The organism is Sulfurospirillum diekertiae, assembly GCF_002162315.1.
GTDB lineage: Bacteria > Campylobacterota > Campylobacteria > Campylobacterales > Sulfurospirillaceae > Sulfurospirillum.
Genome location: NZ_CP021416.1, coordinates 597,081 through 615,218 on the forward strand (window position 1 = coordinate 597,081; position 18,138 = coordinate 615,218).

An 18,138-nucleotide genomic window follows, 5' to 3' on the forward strand; every position below is an offset into this window, starting at 1 on the left:
GTTAAGGAGTAATGTGTGGGAGCAAAAATGAAAGCTGACGAAATCAGTTCAATCATTAAAGAGCGTATTGAAAACTTTGAACTTAATGTTGATATCGAAGAGACAGGAAAAGTTATTTCTGTCGCGGATGGTGTTGCCAATGTTTACGGTTTAAAGAACGTTATGGCTGGTGAAATGGTTGAGTTTGAGAATGGCGAGAGAGGAATGGCATTAAACCTTGAAGAATCAAGTGTTGGTATCGTTGTTCTTGGTAGTTGTACTGATATCAAAGAAGGATCATCTGTTAAAAGATTATCAAAACTTTTACGTGTACCTGTGGGTGAAGCATTGGTTGGTCGTGTTGTTAACTCATTGGGGGATCCTATTGATGCAAAAGGACCAATTAATTCAACTGAAACGCGTTTCGTTGAAGAAAAAGCACATGGTATCATGGCACGTAAATCCGTCCATGAACCACTTCAAACAGGTATCAAAGCGATTGATGCATTGGTTCCAATTGGTCGTGGACAAAGAGAACTTATTATCGGTGATAGACAAACAGGTAAAACAACAATTGCAATTGATGCTATCATTAATCAAAAAGGTCAAAATGTTACATGTATTTATGTAGCGATTGGTCAAAAACAATCAACGGTTGCTCAAGTCGTTAAAAAACTTGAAGAGCATGGTGCAATGGATTATACTATTATTGTCAATGCAGGGGCTAGTGATTCAGCAGCAATGCAATTTTTAGCACCATATACAGGTGTTTCTATGGGTGAGTATTTTAGAGACAGTGGTAAACATGCACTCATCGTTTACGATGATCTTTCAAAACATGCCGTTGCTTATCGTGAAATGTCATTAATTCTAAGACGTCCTCCAGGTCGTGAAGCATACCCTGGTGATGTTTTTTATCTACATTCAAGACTTCTTGAGCGTGCTGCAAAAGTTAACGATGAGTTAGGTGCAGGTTCTTTGACGGCTCTTCCAATTATTGAAACACAAGCGGGCGATGTATCAGCATATATTCCAACCAACGTTATTTCAATTACTGATGGACAGATCTTTTTGGAATCAGATCTCTTTAACTCAGGTATTCGTCCAGCGATTAACGTTGGTCTATCAGTTTCACGTGTGGGTGGTGCAGCACAAATTAAAGCAACCAAACAAGTTGCAGGTACCATGAGACTTGATCTTGCTCAGTACCGTGAGCTTCAAGCATTTGCACAATTTGCAAGTGATCTTGATGAGTCAAGTCGCAAACAATTAGAGCGTGGTCAACGAATGGTTGAACTCTTGAAACAGCCTCCTTATGCGCCAATTCCTGTTGAAAAACAAGTTTTGATTATTTTTGCAGGTGCTAAAGGGTACTTAGATAGTATTGATGTCAAGTCAGTAGGTCGTTTTGAAGCGGAACTTAACTCTTATGTTGAAGCGAAGTATGCAGATATTTTTGAACAACTTAAAGCTAAAAAAGCGATTGATAAAGAGCTTGAAGAGCTATTACATAAGGCATTGAGCGAGTTTAAAGCGACGTTTGCAGTCAAGTAAGGATAAGCTATGGCAAACCTTAAAGAGATAAAGAGAAAAATCAAGAGTGTTCAAAATACTCAAAAAACGACACGGGCTATGAAACTTGTTTCCACTGCAAAGTTGAAACGAGCTGAAATGGCTGCAAAGCAATCACGTGTGTATGCCGTTAAGATTAACGAAGTACTTTCCGAAATTGCGTATAAAATCAATCAGTACAAAAATGGTGCTGCTGAGAGTCGTTTCTTTGATAAAAATGAAACTCCAAGTACGATAGATGTTATTTTTGTTACAGCAGATAAGGGATTGTGTGGTGGCTTTAATATTCAAACAATAAAAGCTGTTCGTAATCTTTTAACTGAAAATGTAGAAAAAAAAGTGACAGTCAGACTTCGTGCTGTTGGAAGAAAAGGTATGGCGTTTTTCAATTTTCAAGGAACTGAACTTTTGACCTCTTATGCAGGTGTTAGTTCATCTCCAAGTTATGAAAAAGCACAAGAAATTATTCAAAGTGCCATTAATGATTTTGTCGAAGGTAAAACAGATAAAGTTATCTTAGTCCATAATGGTTACAAAAATATGATTTCACAAGAGTTAAAAATCGTGGATGTTGTACCTGTGCAATCTCCTCTTGAGACACTTGAAACAAGTTCGTTAATGGAATTAGAGCCTGATGAGAGTGGTGAAGAAATTTTGGACTCATTGTTACAAAAATATTTTGAATTCAATATGTATTATGCATTGGTTGATTCATTAGCGGCTGAACACAGCGCACGTATGCAAGCAATGGAAAATGCAACGAATAATGCCAAAGAGCGCGTTGGTATCTTAACCTTGGCATACAATAAAGCTCGACAAGAGTCTATTACTACTGAACTCATTGAGATTATCAGTGGTGTAGAATCTATGAAATAAACTGTTTTGCAAAAAATAAAAGGAGAATATTCAATGAATGGATTAATTAGCCAGATCATGGGTCCAGTTGTTGACGTCGATTTTAATGGCTACCTTCCTAAAATCAATGAAGCGATTGAAGTGAATTATGAAGTAGAAGGCAAGAAACAACGTTTGATTCTTGAAGTAGCAGCACATTTAGGCGACAACCGTGTAAGAACAATTGCAATGGATATGAGTGAAGGTTTAACAAGAGGAATTGTTGTTAAAGCGTTAGGAAATCCTATCCAAGTCCCTGTAGGTGAAGAAGTTTTAGGAAGAATTTTCAATGTTGTTGGAGATGTAATTGATCAAGGTGCTGATGTTTCAAGAAAAACACTATGGTCTATTCACAGAGAACCACCAAAATTTGAAGAACAAAGTACAAAATCAGAGATTTTTGAAACCGGTATTAAAGTAGTTGATCTTCTTGCCCCTTATGCAAAAGGTGGTAAAGTTGGACTCTTCGGTGGTGCTGGTGTTGGCAAAACCGTTATTATTATGGAATTGATTCATAACGTTGCGTTTAAACACAGTGGATACTCAGTATTTGCTGGTGTTGGTGAGCGAACACGTGAAGGAAATGACCTTTACCATGAGATGAAAGACTCCAACGTTTTGGATAAAGTTGCATTATGCTATGGTCAAATGAGCGAGCCTCCAGGAGCACGTAACCGTATTGCCCTTACAGGCCTTACAATGGCAGAATATTTCCGTGATGAGATGGGTCTCGATGTTTTGATGTTTATTGATAATATCTTTAGATTTTCTCAATCAGGTGCTGAGATGTCAGCGCTTCTTGGTCGTATTCCTTCAGCTGTTGGTTATCAACCTACTCTTGCAAGTGAAATGGGTAGATTCCAAGAGAGAATTACATCGACTAAAAAAGGTTCGATTACTTCTGTTCAAGCAGTTTATGTACCAGCAGACGACTTGACTGATCCTGCTCCTGCAACAGTGTTTGCTCACTTAGATGCAACAACAGTACTTAATAGATCAATTGCAGAAAAGGGTATTTACCCAGCAGTTGATCCACTTGACTCAAGTTCTCGTATGCTTAATCCAGATATTTTAGGTATTGAGCATTACACTGTTTCTCGCGGTGTTCAAGCAGTTCTTCAAAAATATAAAGATTTGCAAGATATTATTGCAATTCTTGGTATGGATGAGCTTAGTGAAGAAGATAAAGTTACAGTAGATCGTGCTAGAAAAATTGAAAGATTCTTATCACAACCATTCTTTGTTGCGGAAGTATTTACAGGAAGCCCTGGAAAGTATGTAACGCTAGAAGAATCAATTGCCGGATTTAAAGGTATTTTAGATGGTAAATATGATGATTTACCAGAAGCTGCTTTTTATATGGTTGGAAGTATCGAAGAAGTGATTGAGAAAGCTGCAAAACTAAAAAGCTAAGAAGCGATAAGGTTAAAAAATGAATACATTAAAATTGGAAATTGTGACTCCAACAGGTCAAATTTTTGCTAACGATGTAAAGAGTGTTACGCTTCCAGGCAAAGAGGGTGAGTTTGGTGTTTTACCAAATCACGCCTCTTTAGTAACGCTATTACAAGCAGGCGTAATTGATATTGAGCTTAAAGATGGCAATCATGATGTTGTCGCAATTAATTGGGGTCATGTCAAAGTCGATGAAAATTCTGTAACTGTTTTAGCTGATGGTGCTGTCTCAATTGGTGGAACTACTGAAAGTGAAGTAGCAAAATCTCTAGAAGCTGCTAAGCAACTTCTAGAGAGCATTAGTGACTCTGATGTTGCAATCGCTATGGCTACAGCAAAAATCGACTCAATTGCAAAAACAAGGAAGTTTTAAATCTTATGTCATCATTTGAATTATTTTTGAACTATTTTGCAAGAAGTGGTTTTTTTACGTGGGTTATTTTGATCTGGCTATCTGCTTATTTTATCATAACATGTGGTATCTTCTTTAGTAGATATCTTTACTTGGGTTATTGGCTTTCAATTGAAAAAAATTCGCTAGAGTCAATGCTCATGGGGGCTAAGAATGTACGTGATGATTCAATCCTCCGAAAATGTTCAAGTGCAGCAGGCGCTTCGGAAAAACTTTTGAATGTATGTAAAAATGTTGCCGAAAAAAATGCAACTAGTGGCTTATGGATGCTTTCTATTATTGCCTCAACAGCACCTTTTATTGGATTATTTGGAACAGTTGTTTCGATTTTGCAAACATTTAGTGGACTTGGTCAATCAGGGAGTGCATCTCTTGGTGTAATAGCACCAGCAATTAGTGAAGCCTTAGTTGCGACAGCTACAGGTATTTTTGTAGCTATACCGGCATACAGTACAAACCTCTTCCTTCGAAGAAAAGCTTATGAAGTGATTGTCTATGTACAAAGAGAAGTAGATATTTTACTCTCTGCAAACGAAGCAAGAAGAGATAGCTAAGATGATGAGTCAATTGGATGAAGTACCAGAACTAAACATTACTCCACTAGTGGATATTATGTTGGTACTCCTTGCCATTTTAATGGTAACAACACCAGCATTAGTTTATGAAGAGGTGATTAAACTTCCTGATGGTAGTAAATCAGCTGTTGTTAGTAAACTTCCTGAACTTGAAATTCGGGTAACAAAAGATAAAAAAGTTTATATAAAAAATGATAGCTTTACTCTTTCTGAATTTCCTGATAGTTTTATGATGCAAAAAAGTAAATACCCACTTAAAAGCATTGTTTATATTAAAGCTGATGAAGGTCTCTCTTACAAAGATGTAATGTTTGTGCTCAAAACAATTAAGCAGGCTGGTTTTACGAACGTATCTTTAGAAACGAATGGATAAATACTGTGTCGAGTGTGAATAGATATGCCTCTTTTGGATGGACTTTGTCCATCCTTCTCTATATATGTCTTTTAGTTGGTCTTGCTTATGTTTTAAGCTCTCAAAAAGATACTATCAAAAATTATACTTCTAATAAAGATCCTATGAATGTTGCTTTGGTTGAGCGCAAAAAGAATGACTCAGAAAAGCCAAAAGAGGAACGAAAAAAGGAAGAGGTTCAAAAGCCAGTTGAAAAACCAGCAGAAAAACCTGTTTCTGAAGAGAAAAAAGTTGCTTCTTCTCCAAAAGAAGCTGTCAAGAGTCAATCACTTAGAGGCCTCTTTGAGGATATTAATACTTCCAAATTACCTCCTGATGCAAAAGAACAGAAAAAAGACCAAACTACACCAACACGTATCAAACCGAATAAAGAAGAAACAAAAGAAAAAAGTGAGAATGCTGCATCTAAAATTGCTAATTCATTGAATTTTTCTGAGCAAAAACATTCAATTGATACTAAAAAAGGTGGAGAGTATGACCCCTTCATTGGTAAAGTACAAGAGATCTTAGAAGAAAATTGGCAAAAGACGATTGATACAGAAAATGGGAATGTCGCTAAAGTTGTAATCAAAGTAAGTGATCGAGGAACCTTTAGTTATAAAATAGTTTCTTTGTCTTATAATAATGAATTTAACACGAAACTCAAAGAATTCTTAAAAGCTATGGAAAGCGTAGAATTTCCAAAGTACGAAAAAGGACCTCTTTTTGAGATGCAGGTTGAATTTAAAGATATAAAGGAGTAAAATATGATCAAAAAAATAGTTGCTTTCTTCTTTTTGACAATTTTTGCATATGCCTCAGATGCAACGGTAGAAATTGTAAAAAAAATAGATGTGCTACCAAAAATTGCGGTACAAGATGCAAGTCCAAAAAATGTTGATTTGGAGTTTAGAAAAAGCTTTTTCAAACTTATTGCAGGAGATTTACGCGTTAGTAGCCATTTTAATGTACTTGACGAATATTTGCAAAGTAGTTATGAGGGTGGACCTTTAGAAAATTTCCTATCAGATAAAAAAGTAGATATGATTTTGCGCTTTAGTTTAGGGCAAGATTTTAATACGGCATCCGCAAATGTGAAATTAATTAATGCAAAAACTGGTGCAACAACCTTTGAAAAGTCGTATAGCATTAGTGATAAAAAAAGAAACCCTTTCTTGGCACATAAAATTGTTGTTGATACAAATGATCAAGTGGGCGCACCTTCAGTCAAATGGATGGAACAATCAGTTCTATTCGCACGCTATACAGAAGCAAAAAAAAGTGAAATAGTTATTTCAGATTATACACTCAGCTATCAAAAATTGATTGTTTCTGGTGGTCTGAATGTCTTTCCTAAATGGGCGAATACAGATCAAAGTGCATTTTTTTACACTTCCTATAATGGCGCAGAACCAACTATCTTTAGATATGATTTAAAAGATGGGAGTAGAAAAAGTATTATTTCAAGCTCTGGAATGCTTGTTTGCTCTGATATTTCAAAAGATGGCAATAAGTTACTTCTAACGATGGCTCCTAAAGATCACCCAGACATTTATTTGTTTGATTTGCAGAGTAGAAAAATCACTAAAATTACTGATTATTCAGGTATTAATGTGAATGGAAACTTTATTGACAATGATAAGCGCATTGCTTTTGTCTCAGATCGATTAGGAAATCCTGATATATTCGCACAAGGGATTTACGATAAAAGCTTTGAAAAGCTCGTCTACCATGGGAAAAACAAGAATTCTATCTCGACATATGATAATTATATTGTTTACTCTAGCAGAGAAGGAGATAGCGAATTTGGAAGAAATACTTTCAATCTCTATTTAATTTCAACAAAAACAGATTATCTTAGACAATTGACAGCATCAGGAGAAAATCTTTATCCACGTTTTTCACAAGATCCTGATACTATTATGTTTATAAAACAATTTGGAAATCAGAGTGCTTTGGGGATAATTCGACTAAATGCAAACAAAACATATCAGTTTCCGTTAAAAATAGGTAAACTTCAGTCAATTGACTGGTGTATTTTTAAAAAAAATGTGGTATAATTCCGAAGTTTTTAAATTTGAACTTTTAAAAAGGATCTAATAATGGGTAAATTAGCTTTAACAAGCTTAGCGGTAGCGGTTTTGGTTTTAACAGGTTGTAGCCAAAAAAGTCCAGAAGTCGATATGACTAAAGGAACTGGTGATACAAAAGGTGCTGGTGTAAATGATGGCATGAGTGCACTTCAAAAATTGATTGCTTCTTTAGAAGCTAATTCTAAAACAATCTATTTTGATTTTGACAAATATAATGTCAGAAAAGACCAACAAGCAAATATTGATGCAAACGCTGCATTATTCAACTCTGCAGAGGCAAAAAGCTTCTCAATCAAAGTTGAAGGTAACTGTGATGAATTCGGTACTGACGAATATAACTACGCACTTGGTCTTAAAAGAGCAAAAAGCGTTAAAGATGGTTTAGTTGCTAAAGGTATGGTTGCAGATAGAATTACAGTTGTAAGTTATGGCGAGAGTAATCCAGCATGTACTGAGCATAATAAAGACTGTTGGTCTAAAAACAGAAGAGCAGAATTTAAAGTACTTCCATAATCTTGATTGAATGAAAAAACAAATTCTTCTATTTTCGATAGCATTGCTGCCTTTGGCAGCGCTATCGAATGAACCCTCAGCTTTTGGTAGTAATACAAATGATGTTGATAGTAGCAGCGCTACTACCTCTTATAGTAACACTGTTAGTGTAAGTGACAAAAAGTATTTCCAAAATAATCAGAAAACAATATCTTCTACTTCAAATGATAACCTTACTTCGACAAAAACTGATCAAAGTAGTGTTTCTTCTGAGCAATATGAAGGTATGCGATCAGTTGTTGATAGTTATGCAAGCAAAATTGCTAAACAAGATGACAAAATGCGACAACTCGAAGAGGAAAATAAAAAACTCAGAGAGTATGTTGAAGAAAATCGTAAAATTCAAGCTGATAACCAAGAAAAAATAAAAACAGTTGTTGGTGAACTTGGAACATTGATTGATTCCATTAATAAAAATTATGTTCCAAAAGATAAATTTGATCAACTTGCTAATGAAGTAAGAGGTGGGAAGAGTGCTTCTAAAACAGTTACTCCTGCAACTGACTCTACCAAAAAAGATACTGTGAAGGAAACTCCTGCAACTAAAGTAATTTCTGCAAAAGAACTTAGTACAAAAGATAGTGCCACACTGATAAAAGAGGCAGATGATTTACTAGAGAAGAAATCATATTCAGAGGCACAAGCCCTTTATACAGAACTTTTACATCGCAATTACAAGCCTGCTAAAACAAATTTTAGTTTAGGTGAAGCAGCTTATAACCAAAAAGCTTATTCTACTGCTATTGAACATTATAAAGCAAGTATCACTGCATCGGATAAAGCAGCTTATACTCCAGCACTTTTATATCATACAGGTGTTTCATTTGAAAAGCTTGGAAAAGCTAAAGAAGCACAAGGTTTTTATAAAGCTCTCAAAGATGGATACCCTGATTCTCCAGAAGCAAAAAAAAGTAAAATAGTTTTTTTTTATACATTTTCTTGCACAAAAAATAGACTTAACAATTTCTCCTAAGGGCATATACAACAAATATATGCTAAAATCTTATGTTTATAAATTAAGGGAGAAAATATGAGTATTAGTGATAATCAAGTAGTTTCAATCCATTATGAGCTTAGAAATGTTGATAATGGTGAAATTTTAGATAGTAATCTTAATGCAGCGCCACTTTCTTTTATTGTTGGAAAAGGTCAAATTATTCCAGGATTAGAAGAAAAAATTAAAGAGCTTAAAGCTGGTGATAACGCTGACATTAAAGTAGTTGCAGCTGATGCCTATGGCATTTATGACGAAAATGCTGTTCAAACATTACCAAAAGAGCAATTTGCTGGACTTGAGCTTCAAGCAGGCATGACACTTTATGGTCAAGGTGAACATGGTGAGACGGTTCAAGTTATTGTCAAAAACTTTAATGATGAAACTGTTGAAATCGATTTCAATCATCCTTTAGCCGGTCAAGATCTATTATTCGCAATTAGTATTCTAGAGGTGCGTGATGCTACAGCAGACGAGCTTCTGAATGGCTATGTTGGTGGTGGACACAGTTGTGGTTGTGGTGCAGGTGGATGCGGTTCACATGACCATGATGACGAAGGAGAGTGTTGTGGTGGACATGATCATGGACATGACCACGAACACGGAGAAGGTGGATGCTGCGGCGGCGAAAGTCACTCACATGGTGGCGGATGTTGTGGATCACACTAATTATATAGCAAAGTCTAGAGCCTCTATGGAGGCTCTTAAGTCTGCGAATCTTCTTAAAAGCGTTACAATCAATGCGCTTATTTTGGGCGAAAGTGGTGTAGGGAAGCAAAGTCTTGCAAGTCACATTGTTTCAGCACCCATTGTTGATGCAAGTGCCTTTAATGAGCTATTAGCGCTCATCGAAACCAACAGTAGTCTTATTGTTAAAAACTTTCATAAAATTACTAATTATAAAAAACTTAAAATTGCTTTAGATGTTCATAAAACAAGAATTATTGCGACATCAAATTTGCCTATAGGCGAAGCACTCATGGATGAATTTTTTAGTCTGAAAGTTGTTATTCCACCTTTACGTGAACGTATGGAGGATGTGATCCCTTTGATGGAAAAATTTGCTCAAGAAGCATGCATGATGTTTGATGGAGAGTTTGGTGAAGCGCCTTCATTAGAAGAAATTGTGCCAGATTTGAGTAAAAACTGTTATTCTCTACGACGCTCAGTGTATAATGCTTATTTGATGAACTCCTTTGGGGAAGAAGAGATTTTGGCGATGATGGAGCGTTTTTTGTCCCAACGCATAGGTGGGAGAAATGATTATCGTGAGCTATTATATCTTTTTGATGTCCCAATGATTAAAAGCGGTTATGCCAAGTTTGGTTCACAACTTGCTATCAGTGAAAAATTTGGACTTAATCGAAACACCCTACGTAAAAAAATCAACGATTACAAAGATAGATTAAAAATAGACTAGATGTTTACTTTGTAGCGAGTCTACAACGTTTACATGTAAAATATAAAAGGTTAATCAATGAATAATAGTATCTTTATATTCCCTGGCCAAGGTAGCCAAAAAATTGGTATGGGGAAAGATTTTTATGATCATTCACCGATTGCGAAAGAGATGATCGAAAAAGCAAGCCAAAGAGTTGAGATTGATTTTACAACACTTCTGTTTGAAGAGAATGATAGGTTAGATCAAACAGAGTTTGCACAACCTGCTATTTTATTAGTCAGCCTTATTGCACACCGTCTTTTTGTGGAACAGTGCAAAGTGATACCTAAAGTAGTTTTAGGACACTCCTTAGGTGAATTTTCTGCTTTGAGTGCAGCTAGCGCTATGGATTATTTAGATGCCGTAGAATTGGTACACCAACGCGGTCTTTTGATGAAAAAAGCGTGTGAAGGCATTAATGCTGGCATGATGGCGCTTCTTGGCTTAGATGATGCAACTGTTGAAAATCTTACATGTAAAGAGCGTGAACTGGGTAAAAAAGTTTGGGCAGCGAACTACAATGGTGATGGACAGATTGTGATTGCGGGAAATCGTGATGATTTAGTATCTTTAGAGTCACTTTTTAAAGAGGCAGGTGCAAAAAAATCGGTGCTACTTCCTATGTCTGTAGCAAGTCATTGTCCGCTTTTAAGCTCTGCTCAACCAAAACTTGAAGCTTATTTAGATCAATGGCTGAAAGAGAGTTTTGCAATGCCTATCATCTCCAATGTAACCGCATCTGAGTACCAAAGCAAAGTTGAGGCTAAAATGCTTCTATCGCAGCAGCTTATTTCACCTGTAAAATATAAACAATCCATTTTATATGTAGAATCTTCAACGGACTCATTTATTGAATTCGGTGGCTCAGTGCTTAAGGGTCTTAATAAACGGATCACACAAAAGCCAACGTATAGTATTACCGATATGAAAAGTTTAGAAGAAGTGCTTGCACTTTTGTAAAAGGAAGAAGATGAAAATAGCTATTATGGGTGCAATGGTTGAAGAGATCACCCCACTTTTAGAATTTTTTGAGAAATATAAAACTATTGAGTTTGCCAAAAATAGTTACTACACCACATCGTATAAAGGTATGGATTTAGTGATCGCTTACAGTAAGATTGGTAAAGTGAATGCTAGTTTGACAGCCTCAACGCTGATTGAAAAATTTGGAGCACAAAAGCTCCTTTTTTCAGGTGTCGCAGGTGCCCTGAATCCTTCATTAAAAGTAGGCGACTTGCTCGTAGCCACAAAGCTTGCTCAACATGATCTTGATATTACTGCATTCGGTCATCCTCACGGTTATGTTCCTGAAGGTTCTGTCTATGTTGAAACAGACAAAGCTTTGACTGTGTTGGCTCAAAAAGTTGCATCGGCTCAAAACATTAAATTGCTTGAGGGCATTATTGCCACGGGCGATCAATTTATTTGCGATGGTGTAAAAAAAGAGTGGATTCATTCGACATTTAATGCGGATGCGACAGAAATGGAAGGTGCTTCAGTCGCTGTGGTTTGTGATGCGCTTAATGTTCCTTTTTGTGTGCTTCGTGCTATTAGTGATGCTGCGGATATGGACGCAGGATTTAGTTTTGATGAGTTCTTAGTGAGCTCCGCTAAAGAGAGTGCTCAGTTTATTATCGCGATGTTGGACGAACTCAGTTATGATCGAAATTAGTAAACGCCTTTTACGCATCGCTGGGCGTACCAATGCACGCTATAACCTCATAAATGAGGGTGATAAAATTTTGCTAGGGCTCAGTGGTGGTAAAGACTCACTCAGCCTTGCACATGTTTTAAAACACATGCAACGTGTTGCTCCCTTTGATTTTGAATTTAAGGCCGTTACAATTGCTTATGGGATGGGCGAAGATCTTCAGGCTTTACACAACCATTGCATAGAGCATGAAATTGATCATGAAATTGTCGATACAAAGATTTTCGATCTTGCACAAGATAAGATACGGGAAAACTCCTCTTTTTGCAGTTTCTTTTCACGCATGAGACGAGGTGCTCTTTACACCTATGCTCTTGAGCATGGCTACCGTAAATTGGCTCTTGCGCATCACTTAGATGATGCTGTGGAGAGCTTTTTTATGAACTTCTCACATAATGGGGCACTTCGCTCAATGCCACCTATTTATAAAGCACAAAATGGTTTATGGGTGATTCGTCCACTCATTCATGTGCGCGAACGTCAACTACGGGATTGTGCCAATGATGCACATATGCCTATTATTGGAGATGAAGCCTGTCCTGCAATGCGTTTTGATGTCAAAATGCCCATTATGCGTGCTCGTACAAAAGAAATGCTTATTGGTATGGAAAAAGAGAATCCAGATCTTTTCATTTCACTGAAAAAAGCATTTGAAAATATCCAAACATCCAGTTTTAGTGATGTACGTTTTTTAGAGCAATAATATAACGGAATACATTTCTGCTTCAAAAAAGGCAAAGCGCAACGCAGGATGCTAGGCTTTGCCTAACATCCTGCGTTAAAATCAAAATCCTTCCAATAAAATCTTCCAGAGTACATTGATTTGCTCATCATCAAGTGCTATGGTACTTTGTTCTTCAAAAAGCTGCTTTACATGTAAAAGATCAAAGGTTTGATTCCAAGCGCAGGTTTTATGTGCAGGTAAAAAACCTCGGATGAGTGTTAAATCTTCTAAGATAGGTTCTTCGCAATTAAAACAGATAAAATCATCGTGCAATCTTCCTTCATACTCTAAAAGCTTGATATACGCTTCGATGGCAATACGTTTAGGATTTTGTATCTGCCAAATAGATGAACTCTGTTCTAAAAGATCAAAATAAAAACTATCAATGGTTCCTATATCTTTGAGATGTGTATAAAAAAGTCTGATGAACGGTTGCCAGATAAGCATACGCTCTCGTTGATTATTCCAAGGCGTCCCTAGGTGCATAATGGAGCGAAGCTGAGGCAGCGTTGATTTGATAGAGGGAATCGCTTCAAAGTCTATTTTATAGCCTAAATGAATTGTGGAATGGCGAGCACCGTAAAATCTATAAACCGTTTTAATGCTATTTTGCGTTAAAATGGTGACAATTAAATCTTCATCTTTTACGCGATTCAAATTGATAATATATCCTTGCATAAGGAATTTTAGCATCTCTACATTTTCTTATTATTAAAATTTAAAATTAATTCTAATAATTTATATTTTAAATTTAATTGACAATTAATTTAAAATATGATAAGAAAATAGATCAAACATCGAAAAATAGTGTTTTATTGAAAAATAAGTATTTTTAATGTATTATCCGCTCGCTTTTAGCTTAAAAATTTGTCAGATTTCGTCAGAATTTTGATGAAAATTCCACAAAAGGCTTGTGAAATGGATCTTATTACAGGATTTAAAGACAATTGCGGTTTTGGATTAATCGCAAACATAAAAAACATTCCAACCCATGAAAATGTTGAAGATGCAATTTGCGCATTAGAAAGAATGATGCACAGGGGCGCTATTGCTGCAGATGGCAAAAGTGGCGATGGTAGCGGACTCCTTTTCTCTATGCCTGCTGAGTTTATGAAAAAAGAGGCACACAAATTAGGAGTAGATCTTCCAAAGCAATTTGCTGTTGCTATGATTTTTTTAACGACAGATGAACAAAAAAGAATTTTTGAAGAGACCTGTGAACAAAACGATCTCAAAGTTCTTTTATATCGAGATGTTCCCGTAAAAACCAAAGCCCTTGGAAAATTAGCACTTGATTCACTTCCTCAAATCATACAAGTATTTGTAACTTCTTCTTCCCTTGTTGCAACAAAACGTTTTGAAGCATTGCTATATCTTACTCGTAAAATAGTTGAAAGAAGACTTGCAAGTGAGCCTGATTTTTACATTGCTTCTTTTTCAAGCAAAGTGATTTCGTATAAAGGTCTAGTGATGCCAACTTACATCAAAACCTTTTTCCCAGACTTAAGCGATAGTGATTTTAAAGCAACGTTCGCACTTTTTCATCAACGCTTTTCGACCAATACACTCCCCAAATGGAAATTGGCTCAACCTTTTCGTACCCTTGCACATAATGGTGAAATAAACTCTATTTCAGCCAATCGTTTTAATACGCAGGTTAAAAGTGAGTGCATGAAGAGTAGTATCTTCTCTGATGAAGAGCTACAAAAACTTTATCCATTGACGACGAATGATGTGAGCGATAGCGCTAGTTTAGACAATATGTTTGAATTTATGCTCATTAATGGATTTGACTTTTTTAAAGCGGTACGTTCGCTCATTCCTGCTCCATGGCAAAATGCACCTCATATGGACTCAGAGCTTCGAGCTTTTTATGAATTTTCAAGTATTAATTTCGAGCCGTGGGATGGACCTGCTGCCATTTCTTTAACTGATGGTCGCCATATTGCCTGTGTACTCGATAGAAATGGTCTCAGACCCGCTAAATATATTATTACAAAAGATGATCGTATCATCATCTCTTCTGAGTATGGTGTTTTAGATATTGAAGAAGACAATATTCTTGAACGAGGTAGATTACAAAGTGGTCAGATGATTGGTGTGGATCTTAAATTTGGTAAGATCATGAAAAATGATGACATTAATGATTACCTTAAAAGTTCTAATACGTATACTGAATGGCTAAACAAAGGGCTTGTTTACTTACAAGAATTTGTAGATATTCCTTTTTCAAAAACAACAGATTATATACGTGAGAATCTTGAAATAGAACAACGTTATTTTAACATTACCCAAGAAGTTAAAAATATGGTTATTGAACCAATGATGAAAGATGGTAAAGAGGGTGTTGGCTCAATGGGTGATGACACGCCAATGGCTGCTTTCAGCCATGTCCAACGCAATTTTAGTGACTACTTCAAACAAAAGTTTGCACAAGTTACCAACCCTCCAATCGATCCTATTCGTGAAAAAGTGGTTATGAGTTTAAATACGAGCTTTGGCGAGATTCGCAATATTTTAGAAGAAAATCAAGAGCATGCTATCCGTATTAAATCAATTTCACCGATATTGATGCAAGAAAAATTTGAACTCTTAGACTCTTTTGGGGATCCAAGCAAAGCACGTTATAAAGATGAATATAAAAACCGCTACTTCTCAACCCTCTTTGAAGACAATCTTAAAGGAAGTTTGGAAGATTTGGCCTATGATATCGCTCAAGCCGTTAAAAATGAGGGTATTCGTATTATCTTCTTGGATGATCGAGGAATAAATACAAAACTCAAACCAATACCGATGCTTTTGGTTATTGGTCGTGTTAACCAAGTGCTTCTTGATGAAGGTATACGTTCATTGACTTCGATTATAGCAATTTCTGGAGAGGCACTTGATACACATTCGTGCTCATGTATGATTGGTTTTGGTGCAAGTGCTATTTATCCTTATTTACTCTACGGTACGATCTTAGATGAATGCAAAAAAAGTGAAATGGGCTCTTATGAGATTAGGACAAAACTCAAAAATGTGAATCATGCTCTTGGGCAAGGACTTTTAAAAGTTATGTCAAAGATGGGTATTGCAACGCTTGCATCGTATCGAAATTCTGCACTATTTGATGTGTTAGGTCTTGGAAAAGATGTCGTCCATGAATGTTTTGACGGTGCGATTTCTCTTATACCGGGTCTTAGTTATGAGGACATTGAAGAGCGTTTAAGTCGTAATCATCATCATGCGTATGAACTTAATATCACTAAAAAACTTTTCCCATTAGAAATTGGTGGATTTTATAAATATATTGATGGACAAGAGCACCATGACTATCATCCTCATGCTATCCATGCGATTCATAAAGCTACGATGAGTGGTGAGAAAAAAGATTTTCAAGAATTTACGAAGCTCATCAATAGTCGTGGACTAAAGATGATTAGAGACTTTTTTGAACTTAAATCCGATCGTGAGCCAATTGCGTTGGATAAAGTTGAGTCCAAAGAAGCTATTTTTAAACGTTTTTCAACCGCAGCCATGAGTTTGGGTTCCATCTCTCCCGAAGCCCATGAGGCTTTGGGTGAAGCGATGAATAAAATTGGTGGTATGAGTAACTCAGGCGAAGGTGGTGAATCACCTGAACGCCTTAAAAGTAATAAAAACTCACGCATTAAGCAGATTGCATCAGGTCGTTTTGGTGTTACTCCTGAGTATTTACGCTCTGCCACAGAAATTCAGATTAAAGTGGCACAAGGGGCAAAACCAGGTGAGGGCGGGCAACTTCCAGGGCATAAAGTAACGCCTCTTATTGCAAGTCTTCGTTACACCATTCCAGGAGTGACACTGATTTCACCGCCACCGCATCATGATATTTACTCGATTGAAGATTTGGCACAGCTTATTTTCGATATGAAACAGATCAATCCAGAAGCGATTATTACCGTGAAACTGGTTTCTACTGCGGGCGTTGGAACGATTGCTGCCGGTGTGGCTAAAGCGTATGCCGATAAAATTATTATTTCAGGCGGTGACGGTGGTACGGGAGCAGCGCCTCTGACATCAATTAAATTTGCGGGCAATCCTTGGGAAATTGGTTTGAGTGAGGCACATAATGCCCTTAAAGCAAACCACTTACGTGATAGTGTTCATCTTCAAACCGATGGTGGTTTAAAAACAGGTTTAGATGTTATTAAAGCTGCTCTTTTAGGTGCAGAGAGTTATGCGTTTGGAACACTTTCCTTAACGATTATTGGGTGTAAAGTGCTCCGTGTTTGTCACCTAAACCGTTGTTCAGTAGGTGTTGCGACACAAGATGAAAAACTCCGAGAGCATTTTGTAGGAACGGTGGATAAACTCATCAATTTCTTCACACTTCTCGCCGAGGATGTGAGAGAAATACTTGCGCATCTTGGTTACACGAGGATGGAAGATATTATTGGGCGTAGTGATCTTTTAAGCGTTGTTGATGATGCCTTTGCTAAAAAATTTGATTTTTCTTCTATTCTCATGAGATTGGAAGGTCCAAATACCCACAATGGTAAATCCAATGATCCATTTGATAAAAATGAATTTGAAAAAGAGATTTTGAAAGATGTCTATAAAGTAATTGAAAATCCAGATGAAAAAATTGTGATGCATAAAAGTATTTGCAATACTAATCGTAGTTTTGGAACACTCATCAGTGGTGAAATTGCGAAGTTTTACGGCAATAAAGGGCTCAAAGATGATAGCATCGTCTTTAGACTCAATGGTGTTGCTGGACAATCATTAGGGGCGTTTTTAGCCAATGGAATTAGCATCAACCTCAAAGGTACTGCAAACGATTATGTGGGCAAAGGTATGAACGGTGGAAAAATCGTTATTGCCCCAAAATACCAAGGGCGAGGTTACTCTTGTGCTGGTAATACCTGTTTGTATGGCGCAACCGGTGGCAAGCTTTATATTGCTGGTAATGTAGGGGAACGTTTCTGTGTTAGAAACTCTGGTGCAACGTCTGTCGTTGAAGGTACGGGAGATCATGCGTGTGAATATATGACGGGTGGTGTGGTTGCCATTCTCGGTGATACGGGTGTGAATTTTGGCGCTGGTATGACAGGTGGTGTGGCATTTGTTTACGATGAAACACGTGATTTTATCGATAAACTCAACCAAGAACTTGTGATTGCAGAGCGTATTGATACGGATGATATGGATGAAGCACGTCACTTCTTAAAAACGCTTACTTAGAACGCATATTAATGAAACAGCAAGCTTTAAAGCAACACAAATTTTAGATAATTTCCGCCACGCGGTAAGAGATTTTTGGATAGTGAGACCTAAAGATATGACGAAGGTACCACTCAATCCGGAGCAAGGAGACTAAG

The 18,138-nt window shown here is 36.8% G+C and carries 16 protein-coding genes and 1 pseudogene; 16 read left to right on the plus strand and 1 reads right to left on the minus strand.

Annotated elements, in window-relative coordinates; translation table 11 throughout:
• Positions 1-27: 27 nt before the first annotated feature.
• The 15 genes from atpA to Sdiek1_RS03145 are packed head-to-tail and all read left to right on the plus strand — an operon-like array spanning position 28 to position 12,772.
• On the plus strand, positions 28-1,533 hold the full coding sequence (atpA, locus tag Sdiek1_RS03075) for a F0F1 ATP synthase subunit alpha (RefSeq protein WP_087439809.1): 1,506 nt from the start codon (positions 28-30) through the stop codon (positions 1,531-1,533).
• A 9-nt stretch (positions 1,534-1,542) separates the two neighbouring features.
• Positions 1,543-2,427, plus strand: coding sequence for an ATP synthase F1 subunit gamma (atpG, locus tag Sdiek1_RS03080; protein ID WP_087437841.1), 885 nt, complete (start codon positions 1,543-1,545; stop codon positions 2,425-2,427).
• 33 nt (positions 2,428-2,460) lie between these two features.
• On the plus strand, positions 2,461-3,858 hold the full coding sequence (atpD, locus tag Sdiek1_RS03085) for a F0F1 ATP synthase subunit beta (RefSeq protein ID WP_087437842.1): 1,398 nt from the start codon (positions 2,461-2,463) through the stop codon (positions 3,856-3,858).
• 19 nt (positions 3,859-3,877) lie between these two features.
• Positions 3,878-4,273 (plus strand): ATP synthase F1 subunit epsilon, encoded by a 396-nt coding sequence (gene atpC, locus Sdiek1_RS03090; protein ID WP_087437843.1) that lies wholly within the window; start codon positions 3,878-3,880, stop codon positions 4,271-4,273.
• Between the two features lie 5 nt (positions 4,274-4,278).
• Positions 4,279-4,866 carry a MotA/TolQ/ExbB proton channel family protein gene (locus tag Sdiek1_RS03095; protein WP_087437844.1) on the plus strand — a complete coding sequence of 196 codons (588 nt, stop codon included), beginning with the start codon at positions 4,279-4,281 and terminating at the stop codon, positions 4,864-4,866.
• A 1-nt stretch (position 4,867) separates the two neighbouring features.
• The gene (locus tag Sdiek1_RS03100) at positions 4,868-5,260 is read left to right on the plus strand and encodes an ExbD/TolR family protein (RefSeq protein ID WP_087437845.1); all 393 of its coding nucleotides are present in this window, start codon (positions 4,868-4,870) and stop codon (positions 5,258-5,260) included.
• A gap of 5 nt (positions 5,261-5,265) precedes the next feature.
• Positions 5,266-6,042, plus strand: coding sequence for a TonB C-terminal domain-containing protein (locus Sdiek1_RS03105; RefSeq protein ID WP_087437846.1), 777 nt, complete (start codon positions 5,266-5,268; stop codon positions 6,040-6,042).
• A 6-nt stretch (positions 6,043-6,048) separates the two neighbouring features.
• Positions 6,049-7,338: a Tol-Pal system protein TolB gene (gene tolB / locus Sdiek1_RS03110; protein ID WP_439951341.1), complete on the plus strand. Its 1,290-nt coding sequence runs from the start codon at positions 6,049-6,051 to the stop codon at positions 7,336-7,338.
• A gap of 42 nt (positions 7,339-7,380) precedes the next feature.
• A complete protein-coding gene (locus Sdiek1_RS03115; protein ID WP_087437848.1) occupies positions 7,381-7,884 on the plus strand; it encodes an OmpA family protein in 504 nt (167 codons plus the stop codon).
• Between the two features lie 10 nt (positions 7,885-7,894).
• Positions 7,895-8,896 (plus strand): tetratricopeptide repeat protein, encoded by a 1,002-nt coding sequence (locus Sdiek1_RS03120; RefSeq protein ID WP_087437849.1) that lies wholly within the window; start codon positions 7,895-7,897, stop codon positions 8,894-8,896.
• A 57-nt stretch (positions 8,897-8,953) separates the two neighbouring features.
• A complete protein-coding gene (locus tag Sdiek1_RS03125; protein ID WP_087437850.1) occupies positions 8,954-9,586 on the plus strand; it encodes an FKBP-type peptidyl-prolyl cis-trans isomerase in 633 nt (210 codons plus the stop codon).
• The gene (locus tag Sdiek1_RS03130; protein ID WP_238099259.1) at positions 9,495-10,337 is read left to right on the plus strand and encodes a Fis family transcriptional regulator; all 843 of its coding nucleotides are present in this window, start codon (positions 9,495-9,497) and stop codon (positions 10,335-10,337) included. Before Sdiek1_RS03125 ends, Sdiek1_RS03130 begins: the two co-directional genes overlap by 92 nt.
• 57 nt (positions 10,338-10,394) lie before the next feature.
• Positions 10,395-11,318, plus strand: coding sequence for an ACP S-malonyltransferase (gene fabD / locus Sdiek1_RS03135; RefSeq protein WP_087437852.1), 924 nt, complete (start codon positions 10,395-10,397; stop codon positions 11,316-11,318).
• 10 nt (positions 11,319-11,328) lie between these two features.
• A complete protein-coding gene (locus Sdiek1_RS03140) occupies positions 11,329-12,030 on the plus strand; it encodes a 5'-methylthioadenosine/adenosylhomocysteine nucleosidase (RefSeq protein WP_087437853.1) in 702 nt (233 codons plus the stop codon).
• Complete coding sequence (locus Sdiek1_RS03145; protein WP_087437854.1) at positions 12,017-12,772, plus strand: tRNA 2-thiocytidine biosynthesis TtcA family protein; 756 nt, start codon at positions 12,017-12,019, stop codon at positions 12,770-12,772. Before Sdiek1_RS03140 ends, Sdiek1_RS03145 begins: the two co-directional genes overlap by 14 nt.
• 81 nt (positions 12,773-12,853) lie before the next feature.
• Here the strand turns inward: Sdiek1_RS03145 and recO are convergent, their stop codons facing one another.
• A complete protein-coding gene (gene recO, locus Sdiek1_RS03150; RefSeq protein WP_087439810.1) occupies positions 12,854-13,471 on the minus strand; it encodes a recombination protein RecO in 618 nt (205 codons plus the stop codon).
• A gap of 240 nt (positions 13,472-13,711) precedes the next feature.
• Here recO and gltB point away from each other — a divergent pair.
• Positions 13,712-18,137: pseudogene (gene gltB / locus Sdiek1_RS03155) on the plus strand (glutamate synthase large subunit).
• Position 18,138: the final 1 nt, after the last annotated feature.